Origin of the sequence: Mycobacterium gallinarum, assembly GCF_010726765.1 — a bacterium.
In the GTDB taxonomy this organism is placed as follows: domain Bacteria; phylum Actinomycetota; class Actinomycetes; order Mycobacteriales; family Mycobacteriaceae; genus Mycobacterium; species Mycobacterium gallinarum.
In genome coordinates this window covers 5,102,416-5,128,454 of the sequence record NZ_AP022601.1, presented here as the reverse complement: position 1 = coordinate 5,128,454, position 26,039 = coordinate 5,102,416, and the positions used below count along the sequence as shown (strand labels likewise).

Below are 26,039 nucleotides of genomic sequence, written 5' to 3'. Positions count from 1 at the left end.
CAGCGGAATAGGTGAGCTTGATCTAGATCTTCGCACACTTTTGGCACACTCGTAAATCGAACTCAGCAAATATTACTAGTTTGCGTCAATAACGCGCCGCGCCCCCTTCAGTCCGTCCAGCACCGACCGAGTCCCAGACAGTCCCAGCCGGGTCGCGCCGGCCTCGAGCATCGACAGCGCATCGGCCGTCGTACGTATGCCGCCACTGGCCTTGACCTGGACACTCGGGCCGACAGCCCCACGCATGAGCTCCACCGCGTGCACCGATGCGCCCCCCGCCGGGTGGAACCCGGTGGAGGTCTTCACGAAGTCGGCGCCGGCATCGGCGGCGGTCCTGGACACCGACACCAGCGCATCCTCTCCAACGATGCTGAGCAACGCCGCCGACTCCACGATCACCTTCAGGACGACGTCGCCACCGATCGCCGACCGGACCGCGGCGACGTCCGCCCCTACGGCGGTGAAGTCGCCGGACACCGCGGCGCCGATGTCGATCACCATGTCGATCTCAGCGGCCCCCGCCGACACCGCAGCGCGCGCCTCCTCGGCCTTGATTGCCGAAAGATGCTTGCCCGAAGGGAATCCGACGACCGCGGCGATGGGCTTGGCGCCCCTGGCGGCTCGCTCCGCGATGGCGACCATGGACGGTGACACACAGATCGCGTAGACCCCGAGTTCGGTCGCTTCCTCGACGAGTCGCGCAACGTCGTGTTCGGTGGCTTCGGGTTTGAGCAGAGTGTGATCGATGAGCGCAGCCACGTCATCGCGGCAGTAGTCGCTCACTAAAACGGTTCCTCGGTCCCGCCCGGATTACAGCCCGTCGCGATCAACGTGCCGTCATCGACCTCGGGCCGCCACGGCTCGAGATTCCAACTGGTCTTTCCGGGGCGGCCGAGTTCGGCCAACTCCCAGTGGCATACGAATTGTTCGTACATTCCGGGCATCGCCGCGTCGGGCGACAGCGCCAGCACCTCTTGCCATGCGGCGGCCTCGGTGTCGACGGTCGCGACCAGCGACGCCTGCCGCCCCGAAGCGGTCGGATACACCCGCAGACTCGAGAGGTCGCCGAACTTCGCCCATTCGACGTGGTCGACGTAGGGGGGCGGGGGCGCCGGATTGGCCGGGGCGTCGGGCGCGAAGGTGAGGGGTACGAAGACCGTCGCGACCGCGGCCGCGACGAAACGCCGGTTAACGGGACTTTCCTTGAATTTCCAGGATCTTCGGCCGCACATCGACAAGGTAGATGCCGGTCGCGACAGCAGCGATCGCAATCGCGAAAACAGAGACTCCGGCGAGGCTGGTGAGCAGGGCGAAGGCACCTGCACCGCCGATGATCAGAAGCCAGACCGGCTTGGTGAGCTTGCCCGCCGCGGTATACGCGTCGGGCCGCTGCATGGCGGCGTGCACGAAGGCATAGAGGGTGAAGGCCAGTACGACGACCGCCAACAACAAGAGGACGTAACCCGCCAAGTTTTGGAGCTGCACGCTCCAAGCGTATGCGGGCTACGTCCCCTGGTCGACTCTTACTCGCCCAGCCGGGCGACCAAGTGCCGAAATGCTACTTCTGCGTGACCTTCTTGGCCGGGGCCTTCTTGGCCGGAGCCTTCTTGGCGGCGGCCTTCTTGGCGGGGGCCTTTGCCGGAGCCTTCTTGGCGGCGCTCTTCGCGGGCGCCGCGGCCTTCTGGGCCTTCTTCGGCAGCTCGACACCGACCAGCTTGGCGGCGCGCTCGCCGACCGCACGGGTCTGGGTGGCGACGTTGCCCAGCGCTTCCTGGGTCAGCTCGACGGCCTGGTCCGAAAGGGCCTCGACGCGACCGGCGGCCTCTTCGAGAGCCGGCTGGCTGCGCAAGCGCTCGAGAGCGGCCTCGCCACGCTCGACCAGCTTGTTGTAGGAGGTCTGCGCGGCTTCGGCGTAGGTCTCGGCGAACTTGCGCACCTCCTCGGAGCTCAGGCGCTCACGCAGATCGCCGAACTGCGAGGGCAGCTCTTCCTGCAGCTTGGTCACACGGGCGCGGGTCTCTTCCACGCGGGTCCCGGCATCGGTGCGCGCGTCTTCGGCACGCTCGCGCAGGGCCGCGACGATCTCGTTGACGCGCTCGAGGGCCAGATCGGCAGCGCCGACTGCGGCGAGCAGCGGGGCCTTCAGGTCGTCAGCGGTCGGCTGGTTCTTGTTCTTGGCCGGGGTGTTCTTAGCCATGTCGGTGTTTCCTTTCACTTTCTGGAGATTTGGTGTTCATACGTTCAAACGGACGGTTCGGTTGGACTAAATACGGTGCGAATTTCTATTCAGTCGTCTGCTCCTCGTCGGTCTGGACGCGCGCGGCTTCGATCTGCAGGCCCTCGTTCTGCTGACCCTCGTCGTGCTGGGCCTCGTTCTGCTGGACGAACGACGTGTAGATCTCGAGCAGCACCTGCTTTTGCCGCTCGGTGATCGCCGAGTCGGTGATGATGACGTCGCGGACTTCGTTGTTCTCGCTGGGCTCCAGGATTCCCGCCCTTATATAGAGAACTTCCGCGGACACCCGCAGCGCCTTGGCGATCTGGTTGAGCACATCGGCGGAGGGTTTCCGCAATCCCCGCTCGATCTGACTGAGGTAGGGATTACTGACGCCGGCCTTCTCGGCCAACTGCCGTACCGATACCTGGGCTGCCTCGCGCTGCGTGCGAATGAAGGTGCCGATGTCCTGTGCAGCGTTGGACACCACTGCGGCGATCTTCTCATCCTGCGGCATGCGTGACCCCCTCGAGCATCGGGTAACCGGTAACGACACATCCCACGGTACGACGGGGTGCTAACTTTTGCAAGCACTAGTTAGCGCAGGTCAGAAGAGTAGCTGAGCTATCGAATAGATGATCAGACCCGCGAGCGAACCCACCACGGTGCCGTTGATTCGGATGAACTGCAGGTCACGACCCACATGCAATTCGATGCGGCGACTGGCCTCGTCCGCGTCCCAGCGCTCGATGGTCTCGGTGATGATCGCTGTGATCTCCACCCCATATTCCGACACCAGATGCTGAGCCGCTCTGATGATCCAGTTGTCGACCTTGTCGCGGAGATCGGCATCGTCACGAAGCGACTCTCCGATGTGCACGACCGAGTCGGTGATGCGGGTCCGCAGAGCCGACGACGGGTCGTCGACCGATTCGAGGATGATCCGCTTGGCCGCACTCCACGCCGTCTCCGCCGCCCGCGCGACCTCGTCGCGGGCCATCAGTTGTTCCTTGACGTTCTCGGCGCGCTGAATCGTGGCCGCGTCGTGCTGGAGGTCGTCGGCGAACTCGAAAAGGAAGCGGGTCGCCGAGCGCCGCAGTTCGTGGTCGGGGTTGCGGCGCACCTTGTCGGTGAAGTCCATGAGCTCGCGGTGGATGCGATCGCCGACGAGGTGGTCGACCCAGCGTGGCGACCAGGTTGGTGAGTCGCGTTCGATGACGCGCTCGATGATCTCGCCGGCGTTGAGCGACCACTGGAAGGCCCGATCGGCCAGCAGCTGGATCAGTGCTTCCTGCCTGCCCTCGGCGAGCAGGGTGGCCAGGACGCGGCCGATCGGCGGGCCCCACGTCGGTTCGGCGATGCGCTTGATGATCATGCGATCCAAAACATGCTGAACGTCCTCGTCGCGCAGCATCTCCACCAGAACCCGCAGCACCGTTGATGTTTCGGCCGCTACGCGCTGGGCGTGCACCGGCTCGGAGACCCACTTGCCAAGGCGTCCGGCGACCTGCGCGTCGCGCAGTTTGGCCTCCACGACCTCGGGTGACAGGAAGTTCTCGCGGACGAACGTCCCCAGCCCCTCGCCGAGTTGGTCTTTCTTGCGCTTGATGATCGCGGTGTGTGGGATCGGGATACCCAGCGGATGCTTGAACAGCGCGGTGACAGCGAACCAGTCGGCCAGCGCGCCGACCATGCCCGCTTCAGCGGCGGCGCGGACATAGCCAACCCAAGGCGGCGCCCCCTGGGACTGAGCCCAGGTGCATACGAGAAAGATCACCGTGGCGCCGAGCAGAAACGACACCGCGACGATCTTCATCCGCCGCAGGCCGCGTTGGCGCTCGGCATCGGCGCCACTGTCGGCAGCCGCCAGCGACTCGGCGAAGCTACGCGGAGCCGGATTGCCGGCGCTCGGTCTGTGTGCCACACCTACATCATCCGCTACCCGCGGAGTGGCGGTTCCAGCCGACAACGCTCGAACGCAAGATCACCCGTACTATCGAGGGGAACTAGGGAACGGGATTACGGCGATCGTGGCAGAACAAATCTCGTCCGTCGCGGTCAAGACCGATGGACGCAAGAGGCGCTGGCACCAGCACAAGGTGGAACGGCGCAATGAGTTGGTCGATGGCACCCTGGAGGCGATTCGGCGCCGCGGCAGCAACGTCAGCATGGACGAGATCGCAGCCGAGATCGGTGTGTCCAAGACGGTGCTCTACCGCTACTTCGTCGACAAGAACGACCTGACGACCGCCGTGATGATGCGGTTCGCGCAGACCACACTGATCCCGAATATGGCTGCGGCTCTCTCATCCAACCTGGACGGCTACGACCTGACGCGCAGGATCATCGGGGTCTACGTCGAAACCGTCGCCGCCGAGCCGGAGCCGTACCAATTCGTGATGGCGAACAACTCGGCCTCCAAGAGCCAGGCCGTCGCACGCTCGGAGCAGATCATCGCTCGCATGCTCGCGGTGATGCTGCGGCGGCGCATGGCCGAGGCGGGGATGGACACCGGCGGCGTCGAGCCGTGGGCCTATCACACCGTTGGCGGCGTGCAGCTGGCCACGCACTCGTGGATGTCGAACCCACGCATGAGTTCCGACGAGCTGATCGATTACCTCACGATGCTGTCGTGGAGCGCGCTGTGCGGCATCGTCGAGGTCGGCGGGTCGCTGGAGAAGTTTCGGCAGGACCCGCATCCTTCGCCGGTTTTGCCCCGGCAACTGCTTGACTGAGCTGATGAGCGAGTCACACCTGCCGTCCTTGTGGACCCACGAGCCGCACACCCATCTCGAGTTCCGTCACGGCGACAAGGTCGCCGACATCGACGCCGGTGCGACCCCGGGGTTCAGGGGTAAGAAGGCCGACGCGCCCGCGCTGCAGGCCGAACGCAACGCACGATTCGCCGAGCTGCAGGAGATGCTGTACGCCAACAGCCGCTCCGGAGACCCCCGGGCGATACTGCTGGTGCTCCAGGGTATGGACACCGCGGGAAAGGGCGGGATAGTCAAACACGTTGCGGGAGCTGGTAATCCACAGGGTATTCGGTACAAAAGCTTCGGAAAGCCAACCGAGGAAGAGCTGTCGCACCACTTTCTGTGGCGCATCATCAAGGCATTGCCGCCCGCGGGCCACATCGGGGTCTTCGATCGCTCCCATTATGAGGACGTGCTGATCGTCCGGGTGCACAACCTGGTCGCGCCCGAGGTATGGGGAGCGCGCTACGGCGAGATCAACACCTTCGAGAAGGCACTCGTCGATGAAGGCATGACGCTGATCAAGGTGGCGATGTTCGTCTCGCTCGACGAACAGAAGGCCCGGCTGGCAGAGCGGTTGGATCGTCCGGACAAGTACTGGAAGTACAACCCCGCCGATGTCGACGAGCGGCTCAAGTGGCCGCTGTACCAGGAGGCGTACCAGGCGCTGCTGGACAAGACGTCGACCGATTACGCACCATGGCACGTGATTCCGTGCGACCGAAAGTGGTACAGCAGGTTGGCGATCACCGAGCTGTTGATCGAGGCGCTCGAGTCGATGAACTTATCGTGGCCCCCAGCCGATTTCGATGTCGAGGCGGAGAAGAAGCGACTCGCCGAGGCTTGAGCCGCTCGCCGCCTGGTTACCCGCGCTCGACCATCAGTACGTGTAGAAACCCCGACCTGACTTCTTACCCAGCTGGCCCGCCTCGACCATGCGCAAGAGCAGCGGCGGCGGAGCATAATTCGCGTCCTTGTACTCGTCGTACATCGAGTCGGCGATGAGCTTCATGGTGTCGAGGCCGATCAGATCCGACAGCCGCAGCGGGCCCATCGGATGCGACAGCCCGGCGACCACCGCGGTATCGATGTCCTCGACGGTCGCGACCCCTGCCTCCGCCATCCTGATGGCCGCCAACAGATACGGCACCAACAGCGCGTTGACGATGAAGCCCGACCGATCCCCGCATCGCACCACCTTCTTACCCAGCACCTCGCTCGCGAACTGCTCGGTGCGCGCGGCGGCTTCAGGCGCCGTGACCAGCGTGCTGACGAGCTCGACGAGCGGCAGGACCGGCACCGGGTTGAAGAAGTGCAGACCCAGCACTCGGCTCGGATTCTGCGTTGCCGCAGCAATTTTCATGATCGGGATGCTCGACGTGTTCGATGCGAGGACCGCATCTGGGTCGGTGATCACCCTGTCGAGCTCGGCGAAGATCTTGCCCTTGACCGCCTCGTCCTCGACGACCGCCTCGATGACCAACTGACGGTCAGCCAGGTCGGCCAGGTCGGTGGTGAACTTCAGGTGGGCCAGCGCCGCGTCGCGATCGTCTTCGCTGAGCTTGCCCTTTGCGGCTGCGCGTTCCAGCGACTGGGTGAGCCGCTTGCTTCCCGCGGTCACCAGCTCGTCGGTCGGCTCGTAGACGAGCACATCCGCGCCGGCCTTGGCCGATACCTCGGCGATTCCCGAACCCATCTGCCCGGCGCCGATGACGCCGACCCGTTCAATGCTCACTATTTCTCCTCGTACATGCGTCAGGCCCCGCCCAGGGTTTCGGGGCGGGGCCTGCGCTGTCAAGCCGAAAGCTTTTGGCAACGGCTCAAGCTCAGTGGCTCCGGCTTGTCGGTCCCACTTCGCAAGCTCAGTGGCTCCGGCTTGTCGGTTCCACTTCGCAAGCTCAGTGGAACTGACCCTCTTCGGTCGAGCCCGCGAGCGCGGTGGTCGAGCTGGTCGGGTCGACGGTGGTGGCGATCCGGTCGAAGTAACCGGCGCCGACCTCACGCTGGTGCTTGGTGGCGGTGTAACCGCGCTCCTCGGCGTCGAACTCGCGCTCCTGCAGCTCGACGTAGGCGCTCATCTGGTTGCGGGCGTAGCCGTAGGCCAGATCGAACATCGAGTAGTTGAGGGCGTGGAAGCCGGCCAGCGTGATGAACTGGAACTTGAAGCCCATCGCGCCGAGCTCCTTCTGGAACTTCGCGATGGTCGCGTCGTCGAGGTGCTTCTTCCAGTTGAACGACGGCGAGCAGTTGTACGCCAGCATCTGGTCGGGGAACTCGCTCTTGACGCCCTCGGCGAACTTCGCGGCCAGCTCGAGGTCCGGGGTGCCGGTCTCCATCCAGATCAGGTCGGAGAACGGCGCGTAGGCCTTGGCGCGGGCGATGCACGGCTCGAGACCGTTGCGGACGCGGTAGAAGCCTTCCTTGGTCCGCTCGCCGGTGATGAACGGGCGGTCCCGCTCATCGACATCGGAGGTGATGAGGGTGGCGGCCTCGGCATCGGTACGCGCGATGACGACGGTCGGCACGTCGGCGACGTCGGCAGCCAGGCGAGCCGAGGTCAGCGTGCGGATGTGCTGCTGGGTGGGGATCAGCACCTTGCCACCGAGGTGGCCGCACTTCTTCTCCGACGCCAGCTGATCTTCCCAGTGCGACCCCGCGACGCCTGCGGCGATCATCGCCTTCTGCAGTTCGTAGACGTTCAGCGCGCCGCCGAAGCCGGCCTCACCGTCGGCGACGATCGGGGCGAGCCAGTTCTCGACCGAGGTGTCGCCCTCGACCTTGGCGATCTCGTCGGCGCGCAGCAGCGCGTTGTTGATGCGGCGGATCACCTGCGGCACCGAGTTGGCCGGGTAGAGGCTCTGGTCCGGGTAGGTGTGACCGGACAGGTTCGCGTCACCGGCGACCTGCCAACCCGACAGGTAGATGGCCTTCAGGCCGGCACGCACCTGCTGGACGGCCATGTTGCCGGTCAGCGCGCCGAGCGAGTTGACGAACTCCATGTCGTGCAGCTGGTTCCACAGCACCTCGGCGCCGCGGCGGGCCAGGGTGGCCTCCTCGACGACGGAACCCTGCAGTGCGACCACGTCGGCCGGGGTGTACGTACGGGTGATGCCCTTCCAGCGCGGGTTGGTGTCCCAATCGTGCTGGATCTGTTCGGGTGACTTCGGCGTGCCCACAGTGGACATGGCTGCTCCTTCGAATCGCTTTGCATAGCCGGCGGGGCTCGGCTTGCTAATACTCAACAAACTTGGCTGTTCCGCTGTTACGAGGATGCATCACGCCATACGCGCAGGTCCACTCGTTTTGATTGCCAATTTTCGCCAAGGCGCCAACCCATGTTGCAAAGGTTGCGAAGGTGGCTATTCCCTGAAACGGTTCAGAAGCTACCTGCCGGTAACCGATTTGCGCACGTCAGTACGGTCGTACTGTTAGGGAAAGGGCGTCAGAGCGCGAAGATCGATGCGACGGCTTTGGTCTCGTCGCCGACGGCATATGTGAGCGTTGTAACAGTGCGATCCGCCAGTTCGGGACCGAACTTGTCCGTCGTACCGGGCCGATGGACATGGGTGATGATCTCGAGCTTGTCGCCGAGAGCCACCGGGGCGTCGTGCTCGATGGTCACGCGCAGGGGTGCGCTGAGCAGTTCGGGCACCTTGTAGAGGTAGTCCTCGACCACCGACCAGTACACCGAGTTGTTCATATGGTCGAAGATGTCGATGTCGCTGACGCGCACCGGATAGTCGCGAATCTCGTCGGCGTCCTCGCGGCTGCCGGCCTTCAGGTAGGCCTTCCACCGCAGACGGTTGATATCGGTCGTGCGCTGCAGGCCTTCGAGGAAGTCGTCGGAGATGCGGGCCGGGCCCTGGGTCTCCTGGTTGATGTTGATCCAGAACGCCTCGGACTCGATCAGCCCGCCCTTGCGGCCGTCGACGCGGACCCGCATCTCGCACCACCGGTTGGAGGTGCCCGAGCACCAGCGGCGCAGGCGCAACATGTCCTTGAACTCGATGGGCCTGATCAAATCGACCATCGTGCGACGGACGATCCACAGCGGGTGGGTTTCCTCGTAGCCCATCTCGCGCAGCTGATCTGAGCCGATGTCCTGGATGTGCCTGGTGGCGGCGTCGAACTTGAGCCGGCCCCCGCGATCGACGTCGGCGACACGCAACGGCCACTCGATGTCGAAGACATCGGGGTGCGGATCCGGCACCGGCATCATCGCCTTCGCCAGACCGGTAGTCGGCTCGCCTCCCATGACCAACGATCCTGCCATAGCGCCGGAACTGCCAACAATGCGAAGGCACACTTCGCAGCGTTGTTACGCTGGTTGACGTGCCAAAAACGTTCGTCGGCTCTCGGGTCCGGCAACTCCGTGGAGAACGGGGCTACAGCCAGGCGGCACTGGCCCAGATGCTAGGAATCTCGCCGAGTTATCTCAACCAGATCGAGCACGACGTACGGCCGCTGACGGTGTCTGTCCTGCTGCGGATCACCGACGTGTTCGGGGTGGATGCGACGTTCTTCGCCTCCGAGGACGACACCCGGCTGGTCGCCGAGCTGCGCGAGGTGACCCTCGATCGCGACGTGGCGATCGACGTCGATCTTGCCGAGATCTCTGACATGGTCACCTCGCATCCGGCACTGGCGCACGCCATGGTGAACCTGCACCGCCGCTACCGGTTGACCACCGCGCAGCTGGCCGCCGTAACCGAGGACAGGCACTCCGACAGCAGCGGCTTGAGCTCCGGGTCTGGCGCGATCACGATGCCGCACGAGGAGGTCCGCGACTACTTCTATCAGCGGCAGAACTACCTGCACGAGCTCGACACCGCCGCCGAAGACCTCACCATCCGGATGCGGATGCACCGCGCGGAGCTGACGCGCGAGCTGGCTGACCGGCTGACCAGGGTCCACGGTGTGCACATCAAGCAGCGAATCGACCTGGGCGGCACGGTGTTACACCGATACGACCCGGTTTCCAAGACCCTGGAGATCAGCGGCCACCTGTCGTCGGGGCAGACGGTCTTCAGGATGGCCGCAGAGCTGGCGTATCTGGAGTTCGGCGAGCTGATCGACAAGCTCGTCGACGACGGTAACTTCACCAGCGAGGAGTCGACCGTGCTTGCGCGCCTGGGTCTCGCGAATTATTTCGCGGCCGCAACAGTGTTGCCGTACCGGCAGTTTCACGACGTTGCCGAGAAGTTCCGCTACGACGTCGAACGCCTGTCTGCTTTCTACGCCGTCTCGTTCGAGACGATCGCGCACCGACTGTCGACACTGCAACGACCCTCGATGCGGGGGGTGCCGTTGTCGTTCGTCCGAGTCGACCGCGCGGGAAACATGTCAAAGCGGCAGTCCGCCACGGGATTTCACTTCTCGTCGAGCGGTGGAACCTGCCCGCTGTGGAATGTCTACGAAACGTTCGCGAGCCCCGGCAAGATCGGCGTGCAGATCGCGCAGATGCCCGACGGGCGCAACTACATGTGGGTGGCCCGCACGGTCGAACGCCGTGCGCACCGCTACGGCCAGCCGGGCAAGACCTTCGCGATCGGCCTCGGCTGCGAATTGCGGCACGCGCACCGGCTGGTCTATTCGGAGGGCCTGGATCTGTCGGGCGACAACTCGACACCGATCGGCGCCGGCTGCCGCGTCTGCGAGCGGGACAACTGCCCGCAGCGGGCCTTCCCCGCGCTCGGCCGCGCACTGGACATCGATGAGCACCGCAGCACGGTGTCGCCCTATCTAGTCAAGCAGTCCTAATAGACTCGCTAGATGAGTGCAACAGAACCCGCGCGCATTGCGCCCGGCGGATTCAAGGAACTCGGACCGTTCGGCTGGGTGGCCGCCAAGGTCGGCGCCTACGGCATTCGCCGACCACGGTTCAGCCTGTCCAACGTCCTCGGTCAGCACCGAGTGCTGTTCCCGATCTGGCTGCCGATGTCCCTCTACCTGCTCTACGCAGGCAAGCTGTCGAGGCACGACACCGAGACCGTCATCCTGCGGGTCGGTCATCTGCGCAACTGCGAGTACGAACTGCAACAGCATCGCCGTCTGGCCCGCAGCCGCGGCATCGGTCCCGAGATCCAGGCCAAGATCTTCGAAGGTCCCGACGCGGACGGCTTGACCGAGCGACAGCGCGCACTCATCACCGCCACCGACGAGTTCGTCGTCACGCGCGGGGTATCGCCCGAAACGTGGGCGGAACTGGCCCGCCAGCTCACGAAGCCACAGCTCATCGAGTTCTGCATGCTGGCGGCTCAGTACGACGGGTTGGCCGCGACCATCAACACGTTGAACGTGCCGCTTGACTTTCCCGACTGAGCCGACCCGCTGACGCTCGTTGGCTGCCCCACACAGGGAGCTACAGGTACGTCACGCCGAGAACTACCAACGAGAGCAGTACCGGTGCGATCGGCAGTCCCCAGAGGAACGCCGCCCATACGTCCGACTTCCGCCGGTATGCGCGCCACCCGAGCGCACCGACGATGCCCCCGACGACGAACGAAACGGCCGCCACCACCAGCACCCACGAGCTGACGGTCGCGGTGGACGTCGCAGCCGTGATCCCGGCCAGCCACAGGACGTGACCGACCACCAACCCGCCGATCCCGGCGACCCAGATCGCCGCCGTCAAAAGTTGATCATGTGGCCGGCCAAGCCGTGGAAGCATTCCTGCAGCGCTTCCGACAGCGTCGGGTGGGTATGCACGTTGCGGGTCAGCTCGTTGACCGTCAGATCCCACTTCTGCGCCAGGGTCAGCTCTGGCAGCAATTCTGAGACGTCATGCCCGATCAAGTGACCGCCGAGCAACTCGCCGTACTTCGCGTCGGCGATCAGCTTCACGAACCCACTCGGATCACCCAGACCGTGCGCCTTCGCGTTCGCGGTGAGCGGGAACTTGGCGACCTTGACGTCATAGCCCTCGTCGCGGGCCTGCTCCTCGGTGAGCCCGAAGCTGGCGACCTGCGGCTGGCAGAACGTGGCACGCGGCAACATCCGGTAGTCACCGAGCGCCAAAGTCTCTGCGCCTGCGATGGTTTCGGCCGCGACGACCCCCATCGCCTCGGCGACGTGGGCCAGCATCAGCTTCCCGGTGACATCGCCGATGGCGTAGATGTGCGGCACGTTGGTGCGCATGTAGTCGTCGATGCCGATCGCCTTGCGATCGGTGACCTCCACGCCGGTGACGTCGAGTCCATAGCCCTCGATGTTGGGCGCAAATCCGATGGCCTGCAACACCTTATCGGCCTTGAGCTCCTCGGACTTGCCGTCCTTGCTGACGGTGACTTTCACCTGGCTGCCATCGTCGTCGATGGACTCCACCTTGGTGCCTGTCAGGATCTTGACACCGAGCTTCTTGAACTGCTTCTCGATCTCCTTGGACACCTCGGCGTCCTCGTTCGGCAACGCCCGCGGCAGGAACTCGACGATGGTCACATCGACGCCGAAGTTGTTCAACACGTAGCCGAATTCCATGCCGATCGCCCCGGCGCCGGCGATGACGACCGAGGACGGCAATTCGCGCGTCATGATCAGCTTCTCGTACGTGACGACGTTCTCCGACAGCGACGTGCCGGGCACCAATCGGGTGCTGCTGCCGGTCGCGATGATGCAGTTGTCGAAGGTGACCGCCTCGGTCCCGCCCTCGTTGAGGGCGACCTCGAGTGTGTTGGCGTCCTTGAACTTCCCGTAGCCGTGGATCTCGGTGATCTTGTTCTTCTTCATCAGGAAGTGCACGCCGGCGACACGGCCGTCGGCGACCTTGCGGCTGCGGTCGAACGCCACGCCGTAGTCCATGGTGGCTTCACCATTGATGCCGAAGAGCTTGGCCTCCTTGGTGATGATGTGGGAAAGCTCCGCGTTGCGCAGCAGCGACTTGGATGGAATGCACCCCACGTTGAGGCACACCCCGCCCCAATACTTGGGTTCGACGACTGCGGTGTTCAGTCCGAGTTGGGCGGCGCGAATGGCAGCGACGTATCCGCCGGGGCCGGCTCCGAGAACGACGACGTCATAGTGGGTCACACGCTCAACTCTAGTAAGGGATCAGCCCCACGAAACAGCGAGTGGCCCATTCGCAGAAGTAGAGACCGTGCAGCACGGCGGCGCCGGCCGTCGCCGCCAGCGGCGCCGACGTGAATGCGATGGCCACAGCGGACGCGATCGGCCTGTTGGGCACCATCGCGACGAGCAGGCCGACCACGGTGCACAGAATCAGGAACACCAGCACCACGAACTCCGACGCCGTCTTGTCGATCGAGTGGTACCACCAGAAATAGAGTCCCCATCCCGCGGCGGCCGCCGCGACGGCCCATACGCATGCCACGACCAGCACGAAGTGCCAGCGCTTGAGATAGAGGTCTCTGCCCGGCACGACCAGCGGGGGCGCCGGTACGGGCAATGGCTCCGACGGCGCCTCGTCGACCGGCTGGGGTTGCGCGTCGAATTCGCCGGTATCCCACGACGGCGTGAACTCTTGGGTGTCTTCGATCAGCAGGTCGCGGTCCACGTCAAGCACCATTCACCGTCTGTATCGCCACCAGCGCGCCGAACCAGCCCGGGGAGATGGCGATGACGAAGGTGCCGACCGCCGTCAGCCAGCGTCGGCGCGACAACAAAATCGTCAACATGCCGATCACCCCGGGCACGCCGACGACAAGGGCTATCACCACGTCGGGCCGGATTTTGGCGGTCACCACCAGGCTTGCGCCGATACCGAGGAGCAGCCCGAACGCCGTGCCGATCAGCAGAGCGCTGGTCAGCAACCGCGGGCGCGGCAGCGGTATCACCCTTCGAGGTTAACGCCGAGAAAACGCTAGGCGCTTGAGGCACGCCCGGGAATCGAGCACGCGTCGACGGCTTCCGCGACGATGTGCGTACCGGCCCGCGGTGGCCTCCTGCCCTGTGCGAACTCCGCACCGGTCACCGGCTCGGCGGCGTTCAGCAGGTCGTTCTCGTCACTGCTGAACGCGCGCCCGCGGGAAAGGAACCGCATCCCTTCCGGCGCTTCGACGCTGAAGCCCCCTCCCCTGCCGGGGACGACGTCGATGACCAACTGCGTGTGTTTCCACGCCTCGAACTGCGGCCCCGAGATCCACACCGGAACTCCTTCGCCGACGTCGAGCACCCCAAGCAGGACGTCGCGATCCCCGACGAGGAACTCACCCTCGGGGTAGCACATGGGCGACGACCCGTCGCAGCAGCCGCCGGACTGGTGGAACATGAGCGCGCCGTGTCGCCCCTGCAGCCGCGCAAGCAGATCCGCGGCCGCCTGGGTGATCAGCGCACGAGGCGGAGCGTCAGTCACGATTCCCTCTCCGCCGAACGTGGGTTACCGTCACGCAATACCGCGATGTGGCGTGCGGGTAACCCACGTTCGCGCCAGTTTCAAGATCAGAAGAAGCCCTGCGCTTTGTTGGAGTAGGACACCAGCAGGTTCTTCGTCTGCTGGTAGTGGTCGAGCATCATCTTGTGGTTTTCCCGGCCGATGCCGGACTGCTTGTAGCCGCCGAACGCGGCATGCGCCGGATAGGCGTGATAGCAGTTGGTCCACACCCGGCCGGCCTTGATATCGCGCCCGGCCCGGTACGCGGTGTTCCCGTCGCGCGACCACACGCCCGCGCCGAGTCCGTAGAGGGTGTCGTTGGCGATGCCAATCGCGTCGTCGTAGTCCTTGAACGACGTGACCGCGACGACGGGTCCGAAGATCTCCTCCTGGAAGATGCGCATCTTGTTGTTGCCCTCGAAGATCGTCGGCTGCACGTAGTAGCCGCCGTTGAGGTCACCGCCGAGCTGTGCACGCTCGCCGCCGGTGACGACCCGCGCACCCTCGTCTTTGCCAACCTCGATGTAGGACAACACCTTTTCCAACTGATCGTTTGATGCCTGCGACCCGATCATCGTCTCGGTGTCCAGCGGATCGCCCTGCCGGACCGCCTTGGTGCGAATGGCCGCGAGTTCGAGGAACTCGTCGTAGATGTCGGCCTGGATCAGGCTGCGCGACGGGCAGGTGCACACCTCGCCCTGGTTGAGGGCGAACATGGTGAAGCCCTCCAGCGCCTTGTCCTGGAAGTCATCACCTGCGGCCATCACATCGCTGAAGAAGATGTTGGGGCTCTTGCCGCCGAGCTCCAACGTCACCGGGATCAGGTTCTGGGATGCGTACTGCATGATCAGCCGGCCGGTGGTGGTCTCGCCGGTGAACGCGATCTTGGCGATGCGATTGCTCGACGCAAGCGGCTTACCCGCCTCGAAACCGAAGCCGTTGACGACGTTCAAGACGCCGGCGGGCAGCAGGTCGCCGATCAGGCTCATCAGGTAGAGGATCGACGCGGGGGTCTGCTCGGCGGGCTTGAGCACGACGGCGTTGCCGGCCGCCAGCGCGGGCGCGAGCTTCCAGGTGGCCATCAGGATCGGGAAGTTCCACGGGATGATCTGGCCGACCACGCCGAGCGGTTCATGGAAGTGGTAGGCCACGGTGTCGTCGTCGATCTGACTCAGCGAACCCTCCTGCGCGCGGATGGCGCCCGCGAAATACCGGAAGTGATCGACCGCCAGCGGCAGGTCGGCGTTCAGGGTCTCGCGGATCGGCTTGCCGTTGTCCCACGCCTCGGCCAGCGCGAGCGATTCGAGATTGGACTCGATGCGGTCGGCGATCTTGTTGAGGATGTTCGCGCGCTCGCCGGCGGGCGTCTTGCCCCACGCGGTCGCCGCACCGTGGGCGGCGTCGAGCGCCTTCTCGATGTCCGTCTCGTTCGAGCGCGGGACCTCGCAGAACGGCTGGCCGGTCACGGGCGTCGGATTCTCGAAGTATTCGCCTGAGGCAGGCGGCACCCATTCCCCGCCGATGAAGTTGCCATATCGCGACTCGTACGACATCAGGGCGTCGGTGGAACCAGGACGGGCATAGACAGTCATCGACGACTCCCTCTCTGACAGCGCGGATGGATGGGTGTAACGGGGCTCACATTACGCCGGGTGACCACAATGGTGTTGTGGCGCAAGACCCCTATCTGTGGCTCGAAGACATCACCGGCGACGACGCGCTGAACTGGGTGCGCGCGCACAACGAGCCGACCCTCGCCAAGTTCGGCGGATCCCGCTTCGAGCAGATGCGTGCCGAAGCGCTCGAGGTCCTCGACACCGAGGCGCGGATCCCGTACGTGCGGCGGCGCGGCGACCACCTCTACAACTTCTGGCGCGACGCGGCCAATCCGCGCGGGGTGTGGCGGCGCACCACGCTGGACAGCTACCGCACTTCCGACCCCGACTGGGACGTGATCCTCGACGTCGACGCGCTCTCCGACGCCGAGGACGAGAACTGGGTCTGGGCCGGCGCGGACGTCCTCGAACCCGATCACCGTCTGGCGTTGATCGAGCTGTCCAGGGGCGGCGCCGACGCCACCGTGGTGCGCGAATTCGATATTTCGACAAGGCAATTCGTTGCCGATGGATTCGAACTGCCGGAAGCCAAGTCCGGCGTCGCATGGCAGGACCAGGACACGGTGCTGGTGGGCACCGATTTCGGCCCCGATTCGATGACGGAGTCCGGCTATCCCCGAATCGCCAAGCGCTGGCGTCGCGGCGAGCCACTCGAGAATGCCCAGACGCTGTTCGAGGGTGCGGCTTCAGACGTGAGCGTCGGCGGCGGCTACGACCCGACGCCGGGCTTCGAGCGACTGTTCATCACACGGTCTTTCGACTTCTTCAACCGCGACCGTTTCGAGCTTCGCGGCGACGAGTTGATCGACATCGAGATTCCTACCGACTCCGCGATGTCCGTGCACCGCGAGTGGCTGTTGATCCGGCCGCGAACCGAGTGGACCGTCGGCGCGATCACCTACCGGCCGGGTTCACTGCTGGCGGCTCGCTATGACGAATTCCTTTCCGGCGCCCGGGAACTGACCGTCGTCTTCGAACCCGACGAGCATTCCAGCCTGGACAACTACGCGTGGGCGCGAGACCACCTGGTGCTCGTCACGCTGGTCGACGTGGCGAGCCACGTGGAACTCGTCACGCCCGGCACGTGGGAGCGCTCGGAGATCTCCGGCATCCCGCCGAACACCAACACCGTGCTCGTGGACATCGACGAGCACGGTGACGAGATGTTCCTGGACTCAAGCGGATTCGACACACCGTCGCAGTTGCTGTGGGGACGGGCAGGTGGCGAGGTGGCGACGATCAAGAGCGCGCCCGCGTTCTTCGACGCCTCCGATATCGAAGTCACGCAGCATTTCGTGGCGTCGGCCGATGGCACGAAGATCCCGTACTTCGTGGTCGGCCAACGTGGTTCGACCGGCCCGGGGCCGACATTGCTCGGCGGGTACGGCGGGTTCGAGGTCGCCAACACCCCGGGTTACGCGGGGGTGCTCGGCCGGCTGTGGCTGGCTCGCGGCGGCACCTATGTGCTGGCGAACATCCGCGGCGGGGGCGAGTACGGCCCGACGTGGCACACCCAGGCGATGCGCGAGAACAGGCACCTGGTGTACGAAGACTTCGCCGCGGTGGCATCCGACCTCGTGGACCGTGGCGTCACCACCGTCGACCAGCTGGGTGCCCAGGGCGGCAGCAACGGTGGCCTCTTGATGGGCGTCATGCTGACGCGGTATCCCGAACTGTTCGGAGCGCTGGTGTGCAGCGTGCCCCTGCTGGACATGCGCCGTTTCCACCTGCTGCTCGCCGGCGCCTCGTGGATGGCCGAGTACGGCGATCCGGATGACCCCGACGATTGGGCGTTCATCTCCGAATATTCTCCGTACCAGAACATCTCGGCGGACCGCCGCTACCCGCCGGTGTTGATCACCACGTCGACCCGCGACGACCGGGTGCACCCGGGCCACGCCAGGAAGATGGCTGCGGCGCTGGAACAGCTGGGGCATTCGGTGGCGTACTACGAGAACATCGAGGGCGGGCACGCCGGTGCGGCCGACAACGCGCAGACGGCCTTCAAGTCCGCGCTGATCTACGAGTACCTGTGGTCGATGCTCAGTCGACCAGACGATCGCCGAGGAACCGGTCCGGCCCCGTCACGCCCGGCAGGATGAAGAAGAATCCGCCGCCGACCGGCATGATGTACTCCTCGAGCGGCTCACCCTTGAGCCGACGTTGCACGGTGAGGAAGCCCTTCTCCAGGCTCCGCTGATAGGCGACGAACGCCAGTCCCTGGTCCAGTCGGCCGGCACCGTCGAAGCCGCGTGAATAGTTGAATCCGCGCCGCAGGATGAGGTTTTCGTCCGTCTCGGGGGTGCGGGGATTGGCCAGCCGGATGTGCGCATCGAGCGGAATCCGCTTGCCGTCGGGATCTTCGGGATAGTCGGGATCGGTGAACTCACCCGTCAGCCCCAGTGGTGCGCCGCTGACCTTGGCCCGACCGATGAGCTGCTCCTGCTCGATGAGCCGGGTGCGGTCCCAGAATTCGACGAACATCCGGATGATGCGGACGGCCTGATACGAACCGCCGACCGCCCACTCTGGTTCGCCGTCGTCGGCACCAACCCACACGTGGCGATCCATCAACGCGGCGTCGTCGACGTCGAGGTTGGCTGTTCCGTCCTTGAATCCCAACAGGTTTCGAGGGGTGGCCGCATCTGAGGCCTGCCCTGCACCGATGCCGCGGGCGTAGCCGTCGATCATCCATCGCAGCACCAGGTCGCTTCGCGTCCGCCTCATCACCTGCCGCAGCGCGAACTGAACGGTGTCGTTGTGACCCGCCTCGAAGATGATCGAGATGTCCCCATGCGAGAGCTTGGGATCCAGTCGGTCGTTGGCCAGAAACGGCATCGTTTCAAGGTCTTTGGGCTTGCGGTCGGCAAGGCCGAATCGGTCGTCGAACAACGACGCCCCGACGCCGACGACGATCGAAAGGTCGTCGGCAGGCGGATTTTCGCCGAGGATGCCCGAGTCCACGGGCGGATACGCCGCGTCCCGCGTTTCCGGCGGTTTGCCGGCCATCAGCCCGCGGATCTCCTCGGTGAGCTCCTTGAGCGCGGTCGTCAGCCCGGCGCGGTCTTTGGACTGGACATTGAAGGAGGCGATCATCCCTTGTTCGGGGATGGGTAACGCCGTGACGCCAGTCTGATGAACGCCCTCGAACGGGACGAATCTCTTTTGGGCGGCGGGCGCTGGGGGGGCCTTCCGTCCGGAGTTGGTCAGCGCATACGTGGCGCCGGCTCCGACAGCGGCCCCCGCACCCGCGCTCAGGGCTCCCGTGACGAACCCTCGTCGCGAGATGCCCTGGCGCGACTGCGGCTCGGTCACGACAGCTTCAAGACCCCCGCGACCTGGGACACATTTTCCGACAGGCCGGCCAGCTGGGCCTTGAGCTTGTCGATGGTCGGGGGGTCAACGGTCACGCCGGTGCAGCGAGGCGACGGGTAGGGGTCGTTCTCGGTGCAGTAGAGCACCCAGCCGTCGCCGCGGCGCAGCGGCTGCAGAGTGGCGTTGATGTCGGCGAAGCCGGTCTCGATCTTGCCGAGCAGCTCCGGATCAGCCTTCTCCAGAGCCGGCTTCAGCTTGTCGACCGCGGCCTGCGAGCCCTGCAGGTTGGCGTCGAAGTCCCACAGGTCGGTCTTGGAGTAGCGGTCCTCCTCGCCGGTGATCTTGCCCTCGGAGACCTCTTCGATCAGCTCGGCCGCACCGGTCGCGACGTCCACCGGCTTCACCTCGACCGAGGGGAACTGCTCCTTGAGGGCAGCGATGTCTGCGTCGAGCTGATCGGCGAACGGGGCGCCACCCTCGGTCGTGTTCTGCTGGAACAGCAGGTATTCGAGGCGGTGCCAGCCGGTGAACTCCGCGTCGTCGACGCCGGCGAAGTCATCGACTCGCGCATCGACCTTGCCGTCGATCTCCTCGACGAGGCCGGCCAGCGGTTCGATGCGCTCCCACGGGATACGGGACGGCGCGTACGCGTCCTGCGCGGCCTGCAGATTGTTCGCGCGCACGGCGTCGGTGAGCACCTTGACGACGCCCACGAGTTCGTCGATCTGACCGGTGGCATACGTCTTGTACTCCGCAGCGGCCTGCTCGGCCAACGGATCGGGAGCGGCAGCGGCGGCACTCGACGAGGTCGTGGTCGCGGTGGCGGTCGACGTCTCCTCGGAACTGCCCGCGTCGCTGGAGCAGCCCGAGAGCATGAGACTCGCGGCTACGACCGGCACCGACCATGCGAAATAGCGATTCATTTGCACCCTCTAAGTTAGGAAAGGCAAAACATAGCATTCCCGCAGGCCGGAGGGTAGGCACACCTAAGAGGTCGTCCATTCACTGTGAAGTCGCTGTGAGCTCCTTTTTGCGCACCGCAACGACGCATCGCTGCGAAACTCTCCCTATGTCGACCCCGACGTTCGAAACCCTGCTCTACAAGACCGAGTCACATGTCGCGACCATCACCCTGAACCGGCCCGAGCAGCTCAACACCATCGTCCCGCCGATGCCCGACGAGATCGAAAAGGCCATCGGGCTGGCCGAACGCGACTCCTCGATCAAGGTGATCGTGCTTCGCGGCGCCGGTCGCGCGTTCTCCGGCGGCTACGACTTCGGCGGCGGCTTCCAGCACTGGGGCGAGGCGATGAACACCGACGGTCGCTGGGATCCGGGCAAGGATTTCGCGATGGTCAGCGCCCGCGAGACCGGGCCCACACAGAAGTTCATGGCGATCTGGCGAGCGTCCAAACCCGTCATCGCCCAAGTCCACGGCTGGTGCGTCGGCGGCGCAAGCGACTACGCACTGTGCGCGGACATCGTCATCGCCAGTGATGACGCCGTCATCGGCACTCCCTATGCCCGCATGTGGGGCGCGTACCTCACCGGCATGTGGCTGTACCGACTGAGCCTGGCGAAGGTGAAGTGGCACTCGCTGACCGGGGAGCCGTTGACCGGAAAAGAAGCCGCCGCAGTCGAACTCATCAACGAGTCCGTGCCGTTCGAGAAACTCGAGGCCCGGGTCAAAGAGATCGCCGACAAGCTCGCCAAGATCCCGCTGTCTCAGCTGCAGGCACAGAAGCTCATCGTCAACCAGGCCTACGAGAACATGGGACTGTCCTCCACCCAGACACTCGGCGGCATCCTCGACGGGCTGATGCGCAACACTCCCGAAGCGCTGTCATTCATCGAAACCGCTGGCTCACAAGGCGTTCGGGCGGCCATCGAGGAACGCGACGGACCGTGGGGCGACTACAGCCAGGCACCCACGGAGCGCAGGCCGGACCCGTCGCACGTCATCGAGCCCTGAACAGATCCACCAGCGCATCGAGATCGGCGATACAGCGCAGCGTGTCGTTGAGATGCGTGCACGTGCTGATACCCACGAACTCGCCGCGAATACGTTCGCGCATCTCCGGCAGCGCCATTCCGCGAATCCGCTCGGCGCTGTTGATCGCGCCGGGACATTCCCGCCACGGCAGCACTCGCACATCCGCCCTCACCGATGTGATGGTCCGCGTCGACGTATCCACCGTGCCGACGACGGTGTACTCGTGCACGATCGTCTCGACACCTTCGCCGTCCACATGCGAATCCCGGAAGTGCGCCTCAAATCCCGCGGAATCTCCCTCCGCGGGAACAAGATCGAGCCGCCGAAACCGTCGCATACCGTGCGCGCGCAGTGGTTCGACGGGATGCAGACCATCCAGTGGCGGTGCCACCGGGCCGTGGACCGACGGAATGACGTCGTACCGCCTGGCGTAATCGATGAGCGAAGCCTCCGGCGCGAACCCCGCGCAGATGCCCGCCATGCGGTCTGCGGTGCCGGCAGGCAACTTCTCCTCGACGCCGAGAACGATCGCCGCGTGCTGCACCGCGTAGCCGGATACCAGAGCCGCGCCGACCCAGTCGTCGAGCAACAGGTGCAGCCTGCTCGCGCGCTGCGCCTCACCGGGGAGCAGCTTGCCCACCGCCGAGCGGAATCCGGGGCCGACGCGGCTGCCCAGCAACCGGTCCAGTCGCTCGACGCGCGGGGCGGACTCGATGCTGTCGATCACCCGTTGCGACAGGTGCGCTCGAATCCGCGTCTCGCCCAGCACCTCGACGGCGTCCTGATCTGCCGTCACGTCGCGGGCCCTCAGGTCGACGTCGGAATCGCCGGTCCCGGCCGGATGCGTGTCGATGGTGCTGGTACGGCGAAAAGAACCCGAGACCAGCACCGCCGGTGCCCGGACAGGCTGCTGAGGTCCCGCGATGTCCGACACGAATGGCATGGGCAGAACGGTACCCGGGAGGACGGTGGCGCCTAGTCCCGCCGGCGCAGACCGCCCAGCATCGCCACCGCGACCCCGAACACCACGAGCACACCGCCCGCAGCCAGCGTCAGGTTCAGCCAGTGGTGCGCGCTCAATTCGGCCTGGCCGACCATGACGTCCGCGATCTGCCGGATGTCGCCTGCCGTCTGGTTCAGTGCGTCGTCGACGAAACGTTGTGACGTTTCCAACGCCGCCCATCCCCCGGCTCCCACCAGCAGAGCCGAAATACCAAGCGATACAAGTGCTTTGCCGCGTGATCGGGCTGCCGCCAGCATCAGCAGCGCCGATATGCCCGCCAGTACCGTCGACCCGACACTGACCCACGGACCCCACGTCGACAACAGCCGTAGCTGGCCTGGCCGCAGCTCCGACGAATCGGGCACCGTGATCGGCACCGTCAGCGTCTGCGGAACGTCCAGGTCGAGATCGCCGAGCGTCTCCTTGATCGACGGATCGTTGAGCATCGGCGCGATGTCGACGAGCCAACGGTCCCCCGAGCCGTCTGCCCGGACCGTGTCGGTGAACATCCAGCGGTGCGCGATTCGGTTGGCCTGCGCAAACTGGCCGGGGAATCCGTCGTTGCCGGTGTAGGCGGTCACGACGTTTCCGACGAGCTCGGTGTTGAGGGTGCCGTACCCGTTGTTGGCGGCGAAGCTGCGGATCTGCGCCGTCAACTCCGACGCCATCGCGCGCTGCAGCTTCGGATCCTGTGCCGCGGCCGCAGCCAGCGCCGCATATCCGTCCTCGCTCACCACGTTGCGCTGCGCCCACATCGTCGGGACCGCCACAGCCAGCAGAACGGTCGTGACCAGCCAAAGGAACATAGTCGCGACGAACCGCACGCGTCCTCCTCCCAGGCCTCATGTCGCCGCCGGGGCGGCTCCGGGGACGCGGTCGGAATCAGTCGGCCAGCGCACGTCCCACGATGAGGGGGTCCGCCTCGGCGACCACCTCGCGGTCCTTGTTGTCTTAGTCGAACTTACCGAGGACGTGGCGCATGGCGTTGATGCGAGCACGCTTCTTGTCGTTGCTCTTGACGACCGTCCAGGGGGCGATGTCGGTGTCAATGAGCTCGAACATGTCCTCCTTGGCCGCGGTGTAGGCATCCCGTTTGTCCAGCGACGCGAGGTCCGTCGACGACAGCGCGTAAGCGAGGCTGACGCAAAGACGAACGCAAGGTGGCGTGCGGAGGCGCTACTTGGCGGTGCGCTTGGGCCGGATCAACGCGAGCTTCGTCATCATCGTGTTCATCCGCTTCAGTGCCCGCAGCGAGTTGTTGTAGTAGTTGCCGCCCGCACCGATGTTGGTGCGGGGCGCGACCACGACCTCCTGGCGGCAGAACTTGCGCACACCGTCGGCGCCGCCGAAGCGAGCTCCGATGCCCGATGTCTTCCAGCCACCCATCGGCGCCGTGGTGCACATCAGGTTCGAGATCACGTCGTTGATGTTGACGGCCCCGCAATCCAATTCCACCGCAACGTCTTTCGCGCGGTCGATGTCCTTCGAGAACACCGACGCGCTGAGGCCGTACGGGCTGTCGTTCGACAGGCGTACCGCTTCGGCGACAGAGGCGACCTTCATGATGGGCAGAGTGGGGCCGAACGTCTCCTCCGTCATGCAGTCCATCGTGTGGTCGACGTCGACGAGCACCGTCGGCTCGTAGAAGCTGCCGGGGCCCGTCGCGCGCTTGCCGCCGGTGAGCACCTTCGCGCCCTTGGCGACGGCGTCGGCGACATGACGCTCGGTGACTGCGAGCTGGGAGTCGTCGATGAGGGCGCCGAAGTCGTGCCCCTCGCCCGCGCCCATCTTCAGGTTCTTGACGTCGCGCACGACGGCGGCGACGAACTGGTCGTAGACCGGTTCGAGCACGTACACCCGCTCGACGGACACACATGTCTGGCCGGCGTTGAAGAACGCACCCCAGACCGCAGCGTGCGCGGCAAGGTCGATGTCGGCATCCTCGAGCACGACCATCGGGTCCTTGCCACCGAGTTCGAGGCTCACCGGCGTGAGTCGGCGCGCCGCGCGCTCGGCGACCTTGGCGCCTGTCGCGGATGACCCGGTGAACTGGACGTAGTCGGCGTTGTCGACGACGGCCTCGACGGCCTCCCTTGCCCCCTGGACGATCGCCATGACCTCGGGCGCGCCGGAGTCCGCCCAGCCGCGCAACAACAGCTCAGCGGTCAGTGGGGTGCGCTCGGAGGGTTTGAGGAGGACCGCGCAGCCCGCCGCCAACGCGGCGATGCCGTCCATCAGGAGGTTGGCCACGGGATAGTTCCACGGTGCGACGATGGCGACGATCGGCCGCGGCCGGTAGTGCACCGTCACCTTCTTGATGTTCAGGAAGGGCAGCGACGCGGGCCGGGCCTCAGGCGCCAGCGCCTTTTCCATCGTCTTGATGTAGTACGAGGCGATCATGATCAGCAGCGGCACCTCTTGGGCGGCGTCGGTCGCCGACTTACCGGTCTCCTTGATCAGCAGCTGCTCAATCTCGTCACGGTGCTCGCCCATCCAGACGGCGAAGCGGGCCAGCACCTTGGCGCGGCCCTTGGGCCCGCGGGCCTCCCATTCGCGTTGCGCCCGGCGCAAGCCCGCCGCGATGCGGGGCACGTCGGCGGGGTCGGTCCACCGCACGGTTCCGGCGACAGCGCCGGTCGCGGGATTGAGGACAGTGGCGGCTTGCGATTCCGGGGGCAGATCAACATCTGGCGTCGCGGTCATAGCCCCATGCTAGCCACCGCGTGTGACGTAGATCGCACCGGGGTTGACACGTGTCAAGTCACGGTGGGCGACGAGCGCCGCGACGCCCACGACGGAGGTGCCGAGCAGCAACCCGCCGACAGTGTCGGTGAAGTAATGAAACGTCGAGCCCACGCCGACCATGGCGAGCGCGACGTAGGTGACCGCGGTCAGCACCGCCCACAGGGCACCCCCTGCCACCAGCACGAAGAGGCCCAACACGATCGTCGTCGTCGTGATGTGCCCACTCGGGTACGCGAGGCCGCCTTCCTTGATTCGCCCGAAGACCGGCTTGATGAACTGCACGAGCAGGTAGGTCAGCGGCGGAAACACTGTGGCGGCCAGAGCCAGCCTCCAACACCGGCGATACAGTGCGATGCCCACGACCGTGACGCCGAGGATGGCGAGCGACAGTGGCTTTGCAAGGTTGGACAGGTCTTGAGCGACACTGCGATTGAGCGTCTGGAACCAGTCGTCGAGCGGGGTGGATCCCTTACCGACGGCAAGTCCGAGCACGATCATCGCGGTCACCCCGACCGGCGGCCACCACCGAATCGGACTCACACGATGCCGGCCACGTAGGCCGCCTGGCCCAAGTGCTGCGCACTGTCGTCGAAGATGCTCACCAGCCGCGCGCCTGCAGTCACCGGCGGGTCCCAGTGATCGTCGACGACGCGGCTCAGCTCCTCGGGCGTTACCGAGGCGATGTACTCGAGCGTCGCCTTGTGCACGCCGTGGTAGTAGCCGGCCAGCAGGTCAGCTGACGCGCGCACCTTGGCCACCTCGTCGGGGCCGTCGCCGTAGCCCATCGCGTCGCGCGGCAGGTCGAGACCGAAACGGTCGACCCAGCCGTCGCGGAACCAGACCTGTTCGGTGCCCGCGATATCCGCCAGCTGCAGGTCGTGCTGACGGGCGCTGTGCCAAATGAGCCACGAGATGCTGTTGGCATTCGCAGTCGGCCGGAAGAAGGCGACCTCGTCCGTCAGCCCGTCGGTGAGCCGCTCGACGTGCTCGATCAACCGGGTGAAGGCATCGCGCAGCAGTGCGCGCACCGCCAAGGAATCAGTAGAGGCATCAGAGCTAGCCATACCCTGA

28 protein-coding genes and 1 pseudogene are annotated in these 26,039 nt (G+C 65.4%); 6 read left to right on the top strand and 23 right to left on the bottom strand.

Annotated features, from left to right (window positions below; translation table 11 throughout):
- Window positions 1-75: 75 nt before the first annotated feature.
- The 6 genes from deoC to G6N42_RS25200 all read right to left on the bottom strand — a co-directional run bounded on the left by deoC (window position 76) and on the right by G6N42_RS25200 (window position 4,139).
- Window positions 76-783: a deoxyribose-phosphate aldolase gene (gene deoC / locus G6N42_RS25225; protein WP_163734458.1), complete on the bottom strand. Its 708-nt coding sequence runs from the start codon at window positions 781-783 to the stop codon at window positions 76-78.
- Complete coding sequence (locus G6N42_RS25220) at window positions 783-1,232, bottom strand: DUF2599 domain-containing protein (protein WP_163734455.1); 450 nt, start codon at window positions 1,230-1,232, stop codon at window positions 783-785. The genes deoC and G6N42_RS25220 overlap by 1 nt, the downstream gene beginning before the upstream one ends.
- Entirely contained in the window at window positions 1,189-1,485 is a 297-nt protein-coding gene (locus G6N42_RS25215) for a DUF2516 family protein (protein WP_083124174.1), read from the bottom strand. Before G6N42_RS25215 ends, G6N42_RS25220 begins: the two co-directional genes overlap by 44 nt.
- A 73-nt stretch (window positions 1,486-1,558) precedes the next feature.
- Window positions 1,559-2,197, bottom strand: a complete 639-nt coding sequence (locus G6N42_RS31745) for a heparin-binding hemagglutinin (protein WP_163734452.1) — start codon at window positions 2,195-2,197, stop codon at window positions 1,559-1,561.
- 85 nt (window positions 2,198-2,282) lie between these two features.
- Window positions 2,283-2,732, bottom strand: coding sequence for a helix-turn-helix domain-containing protein (locus tag G6N42_RS25205; protein WP_163734450.1), 450 nt, complete (start codon window positions 2,730-2,732; stop codon window positions 2,283-2,285).
- A gap of 90 nt (window positions 2,733-2,822) precedes the next feature.
- A complete protein-coding gene (locus tag G6N42_RS25200) occupies window positions 2,823-4,139 on the bottom strand; it encodes a DUF445 domain-containing protein (protein WP_163734448.1) in 1,317 nt (438 codons plus the stop codon).
- A 106-nt stretch (window positions 4,140-4,245) separates the two neighbouring features.
- Between G6N42_RS25200 and G6N42_RS25195 the strand changes: the two genes are divergently transcribed.
- Window positions 4,246-4,950 (top strand): TetR/AcrR family transcriptional regulator, encoded by a 705-nt coding sequence (locus tag G6N42_RS25195; protein WP_163734445.1) that lies wholly within the window; start codon window positions 4,246-4,248, stop codon window positions 4,948-4,950.
- A 4-nt stretch (window positions 4,951-4,954) separates the two neighbouring features.
- Window positions 4,955-5,818, top strand: coding sequence for a polyphosphate kinase 2 family protein (locus G6N42_RS25190; RefSeq protein ID WP_163734443.1), 864 nt, complete (start codon window positions 4,955-4,957; stop codon window positions 5,816-5,818).
- 33 nt (window positions 5,819-5,851) lie between these two features.
- Here G6N42_RS25190 and G6N42_RS25185 read toward each other — a convergent pair whose 3' ends face one another.
- The 3 genes from G6N42_RS25185 to G6N42_RS25175 all read right to left on the bottom strand — a co-directional run bounded on the left by G6N42_RS25185 (window position 5,852) and on the right by G6N42_RS25175 (window position 9,226).
- Entirely contained in the window at window positions 5,852-6,706 is an 855-nt protein-coding gene (locus G6N42_RS25185; protein ID WP_163734440.1) for a 3-hydroxybutyryl-CoA dehydrogenase, read from the bottom strand.
- Window positions 6,707-6,869: 163 nt separating this feature from the next.
- On the bottom strand, window positions 6,870-8,156 hold the full coding sequence (aceA, locus tag G6N42_RS25180) for an isocitrate lyase (RefSeq protein ID WP_083124169.1): 1,287 nt from the start codon (window positions 8,154-8,156) through the stop codon (window positions 6,870-6,872).
- Between the two features lie 257 nt (window positions 8,157-8,413).
- A complete protein-coding gene (locus tag G6N42_RS25175; RefSeq protein ID WP_163734437.1) occupies window positions 8,414-9,226 on the bottom strand; it encodes an acyl-[acyl-carrier-protein] thioesterase in 813 nt (270 codons plus the stop codon).
- A 77-nt stretch (window positions 9,227-9,303) separates the two neighbouring features.
- On the opposite strand from G6N42_RS25175, the gene ramB reads away from it, so the two are divergent.
- Window positions 9,304-10,731 carry an acetate metabolism transcriptional regulator RamB gene (gene ramB / locus G6N42_RS25170; protein WP_163734434.1) on the top strand — a complete coding sequence of 476 codons (1,428 nt, stop codon included), beginning with the start codon at window positions 9,304-9,306 and terminating at the stop codon, window positions 10,729-10,731.
- Window positions 10,732-10,743: 12 nt separating this feature from the next.
- Window positions 10,744-11,292, top strand: a complete 549-nt coding sequence (locus G6N42_RS25165) for a carboxymuconolactone decarboxylase family protein (RefSeq protein ID WP_163734433.1) — start codon at window positions 10,744-10,746, stop codon at window positions 11,290-11,292.
- A gap of 40 nt (window positions 11,293-11,332) precedes the next feature.
- Here G6N42_RS25165 and G6N42_RS25160 read toward each other — a convergent pair whose 3' ends face one another.
- The 6 genes from G6N42_RS25160 to adh all read right to left on the bottom strand — a co-directional run bounded on the left by G6N42_RS25160 (window position 11,333) and on the right by adh (window position 15,888).
- The gene (locus G6N42_RS25160; protein WP_434059597.1) at window positions 11,333-11,641 is read right to left on the bottom strand and encodes a hypothetical protein; all 309 of its coding nucleotides are present in this window, start codon (window positions 11,639-11,641) and stop codon (window positions 11,333-11,335) included.
- Entirely contained in the window at window positions 11,602-12,996 is a 1,395-nt protein-coding gene (gene lpdA, locus G6N42_RS25155; protein WP_163734427.1) for a dihydrolipoyl dehydrogenase, read from the bottom strand. Before lpdA ends, G6N42_RS25160 begins: the two co-directional genes overlap by 40 nt.
- A gap of 10 nt (window positions 12,997-13,006) precedes the next feature.
- On the bottom strand, window positions 13,007-13,492 hold the full coding sequence (locus G6N42_RS25150; RefSeq protein ID WP_232076312.1) for a hypothetical protein: 486 nt from the start codon (window positions 13,490-13,492) through the stop codon (window positions 13,007-13,009).
- Window positions 13,482-13,760, bottom strand: coding sequence for a putative holin (locus G6N42_RS25145; RefSeq protein ID WP_163734424.1), 279 nt, complete (start codon window positions 13,758-13,760; stop codon window positions 13,482-13,484). Before G6N42_RS25145 ends, G6N42_RS25150 begins: the two co-directional genes overlap by 11 nt.
- Before the next feature lie 26 nt (window positions 13,761-13,786).
- Window positions 13,787-14,278: a DUF779 domain-containing protein gene (locus G6N42_RS25140; protein ID WP_163734421.1), complete on the bottom strand. Its 492-nt coding sequence runs from the start codon at window positions 14,276-14,278 to the stop codon at window positions 13,787-13,789.
- 86 nt (window positions 14,279-14,364) lie between these two features.
- On the bottom strand, window positions 14,365-15,888 hold the full coding sequence (adh, locus tag G6N42_RS25135; protein ID WP_163734418.1) for an aldehyde dehydrogenase: 1,524 nt from the start codon (window positions 15,886-15,888) through the stop codon (window positions 14,365-14,367).
- Between the two features lie 26 nt (window positions 15,889-15,914).
- Between adh and G6N42_RS25130 the strand changes: the two genes are divergently transcribed.
- Window positions 15,915-18,014, top strand: a complete 2,100-nt coding sequence (locus G6N42_RS25130; protein WP_163734415.1) for a prolyl oligopeptidase family serine peptidase — start codon at window positions 15,915-15,917, stop codon at window positions 18,012-18,014.
- On the opposite strand, the gene G6N42_RS25125 is transcribed toward G6N42_RS25130, so the two are convergent.
- Window positions 17,956-19,227 carry a Dyp-type peroxidase gene (locus G6N42_RS25125; RefSeq protein WP_163734412.1) on the bottom strand — a complete coding sequence of 424 codons (1,272 nt, stop codon included), beginning with the start codon at window positions 19,225-19,227 and terminating at the stop codon, window positions 17,956-17,958. The two genes, G6N42_RS25130 and G6N42_RS25125, sit on opposite strands and share 59 nt — an antisense overlap.
- On the bottom strand, window positions 19,224-20,150 hold the full coding sequence (locus G6N42_RS25120; protein ID WP_163734409.1) for an EfeM/EfeO family lipoprotein: 927 nt from the start codon (window positions 20,148-20,150) through the stop codon (window positions 19,224-19,226). The genes G6N42_RS25125 and G6N42_RS25120 overlap by 4 nt, the downstream gene beginning before the upstream one ends.
- A 146-nt stretch (window positions 20,151-20,296) precedes the next feature.
- On the opposite strand from G6N42_RS25120, the gene G6N42_RS25115 reads away from it, so the two are divergent.
- A complete protein-coding gene (locus tag G6N42_RS25115) occupies window positions 20,297-21,199 on the top strand; it encodes a crotonase/enoyl-CoA hydratase family protein (RefSeq protein WP_163734407.1) in 903 nt (300 codons plus the stop codon).
- On the opposite strand, the gene G6N42_RS25110 is transcribed toward G6N42_RS25115, so the two are convergent.
- From G6N42_RS25110 to G6N42_RS25085, 6 genes and pseudogenes are all read right to left on the bottom strand, one after another.
- Window positions 21,186-22,163 (bottom strand): DUF2889 domain-containing protein, encoded by a 978-nt coding sequence (locus G6N42_RS25110; RefSeq protein ID WP_163734404.1) that lies wholly within the window; start codon window positions 22,161-22,163, stop codon window positions 21,186-21,188. The genes G6N42_RS25115 and G6N42_RS25110 overlap by 14 nt on opposite strands.
- 32 nt (window positions 22,164-22,195) lie before the next feature.
- The gene (locus G6N42_RS25105) at window positions 22,196-23,047 is read right to left on the bottom strand and encodes a hypothetical protein (RefSeq protein ID WP_163734401.1); all 852 of its coding nucleotides are present in this window, start codon (window positions 23,045-23,047) and stop codon (window positions 22,196-22,198) included.
- Between the two features lie 58 nt (window positions 23,048-23,105).
- Window positions 23,106-23,354: pseudogene (locus G6N42_RS25100) on the bottom strand (polyphosphate kinase 2); the annotation flags it as partial.
- Window positions 23,355-23,399: 45 nt separating this feature from the next.
- Window positions 23,400-24,926 carry an aldehyde dehydrogenase family protein gene (locus G6N42_RS25095; protein ID WP_163734399.1) on the bottom strand — a complete coding sequence of 509 codons (1,527 nt, stop codon included), beginning with the start codon at window positions 24,924-24,926 and terminating at the stop codon, window positions 23,400-23,402.
- Between the two features lie 9 nt (window positions 24,927-24,935).
- A complete protein-coding gene (locus G6N42_RS25090) occupies window positions 24,936-25,508 on the bottom strand; it encodes a phosphatase PAP2 family protein (RefSeq protein ID WP_174262161.1) in 573 nt (190 codons plus the stop codon).
- A complete protein-coding gene (locus G6N42_RS25085; protein WP_163734396.1) occupies window positions 25,505-26,032 on the bottom strand; it encodes a mycothiol transferase in 528 nt (175 codons plus the stop codon). Before G6N42_RS25085 ends, G6N42_RS25090 begins: the two co-directional genes overlap by 4 nt.
- Between the last annotated feature and the right edge of the window lie 7 nt (window positions 26,033-26,039).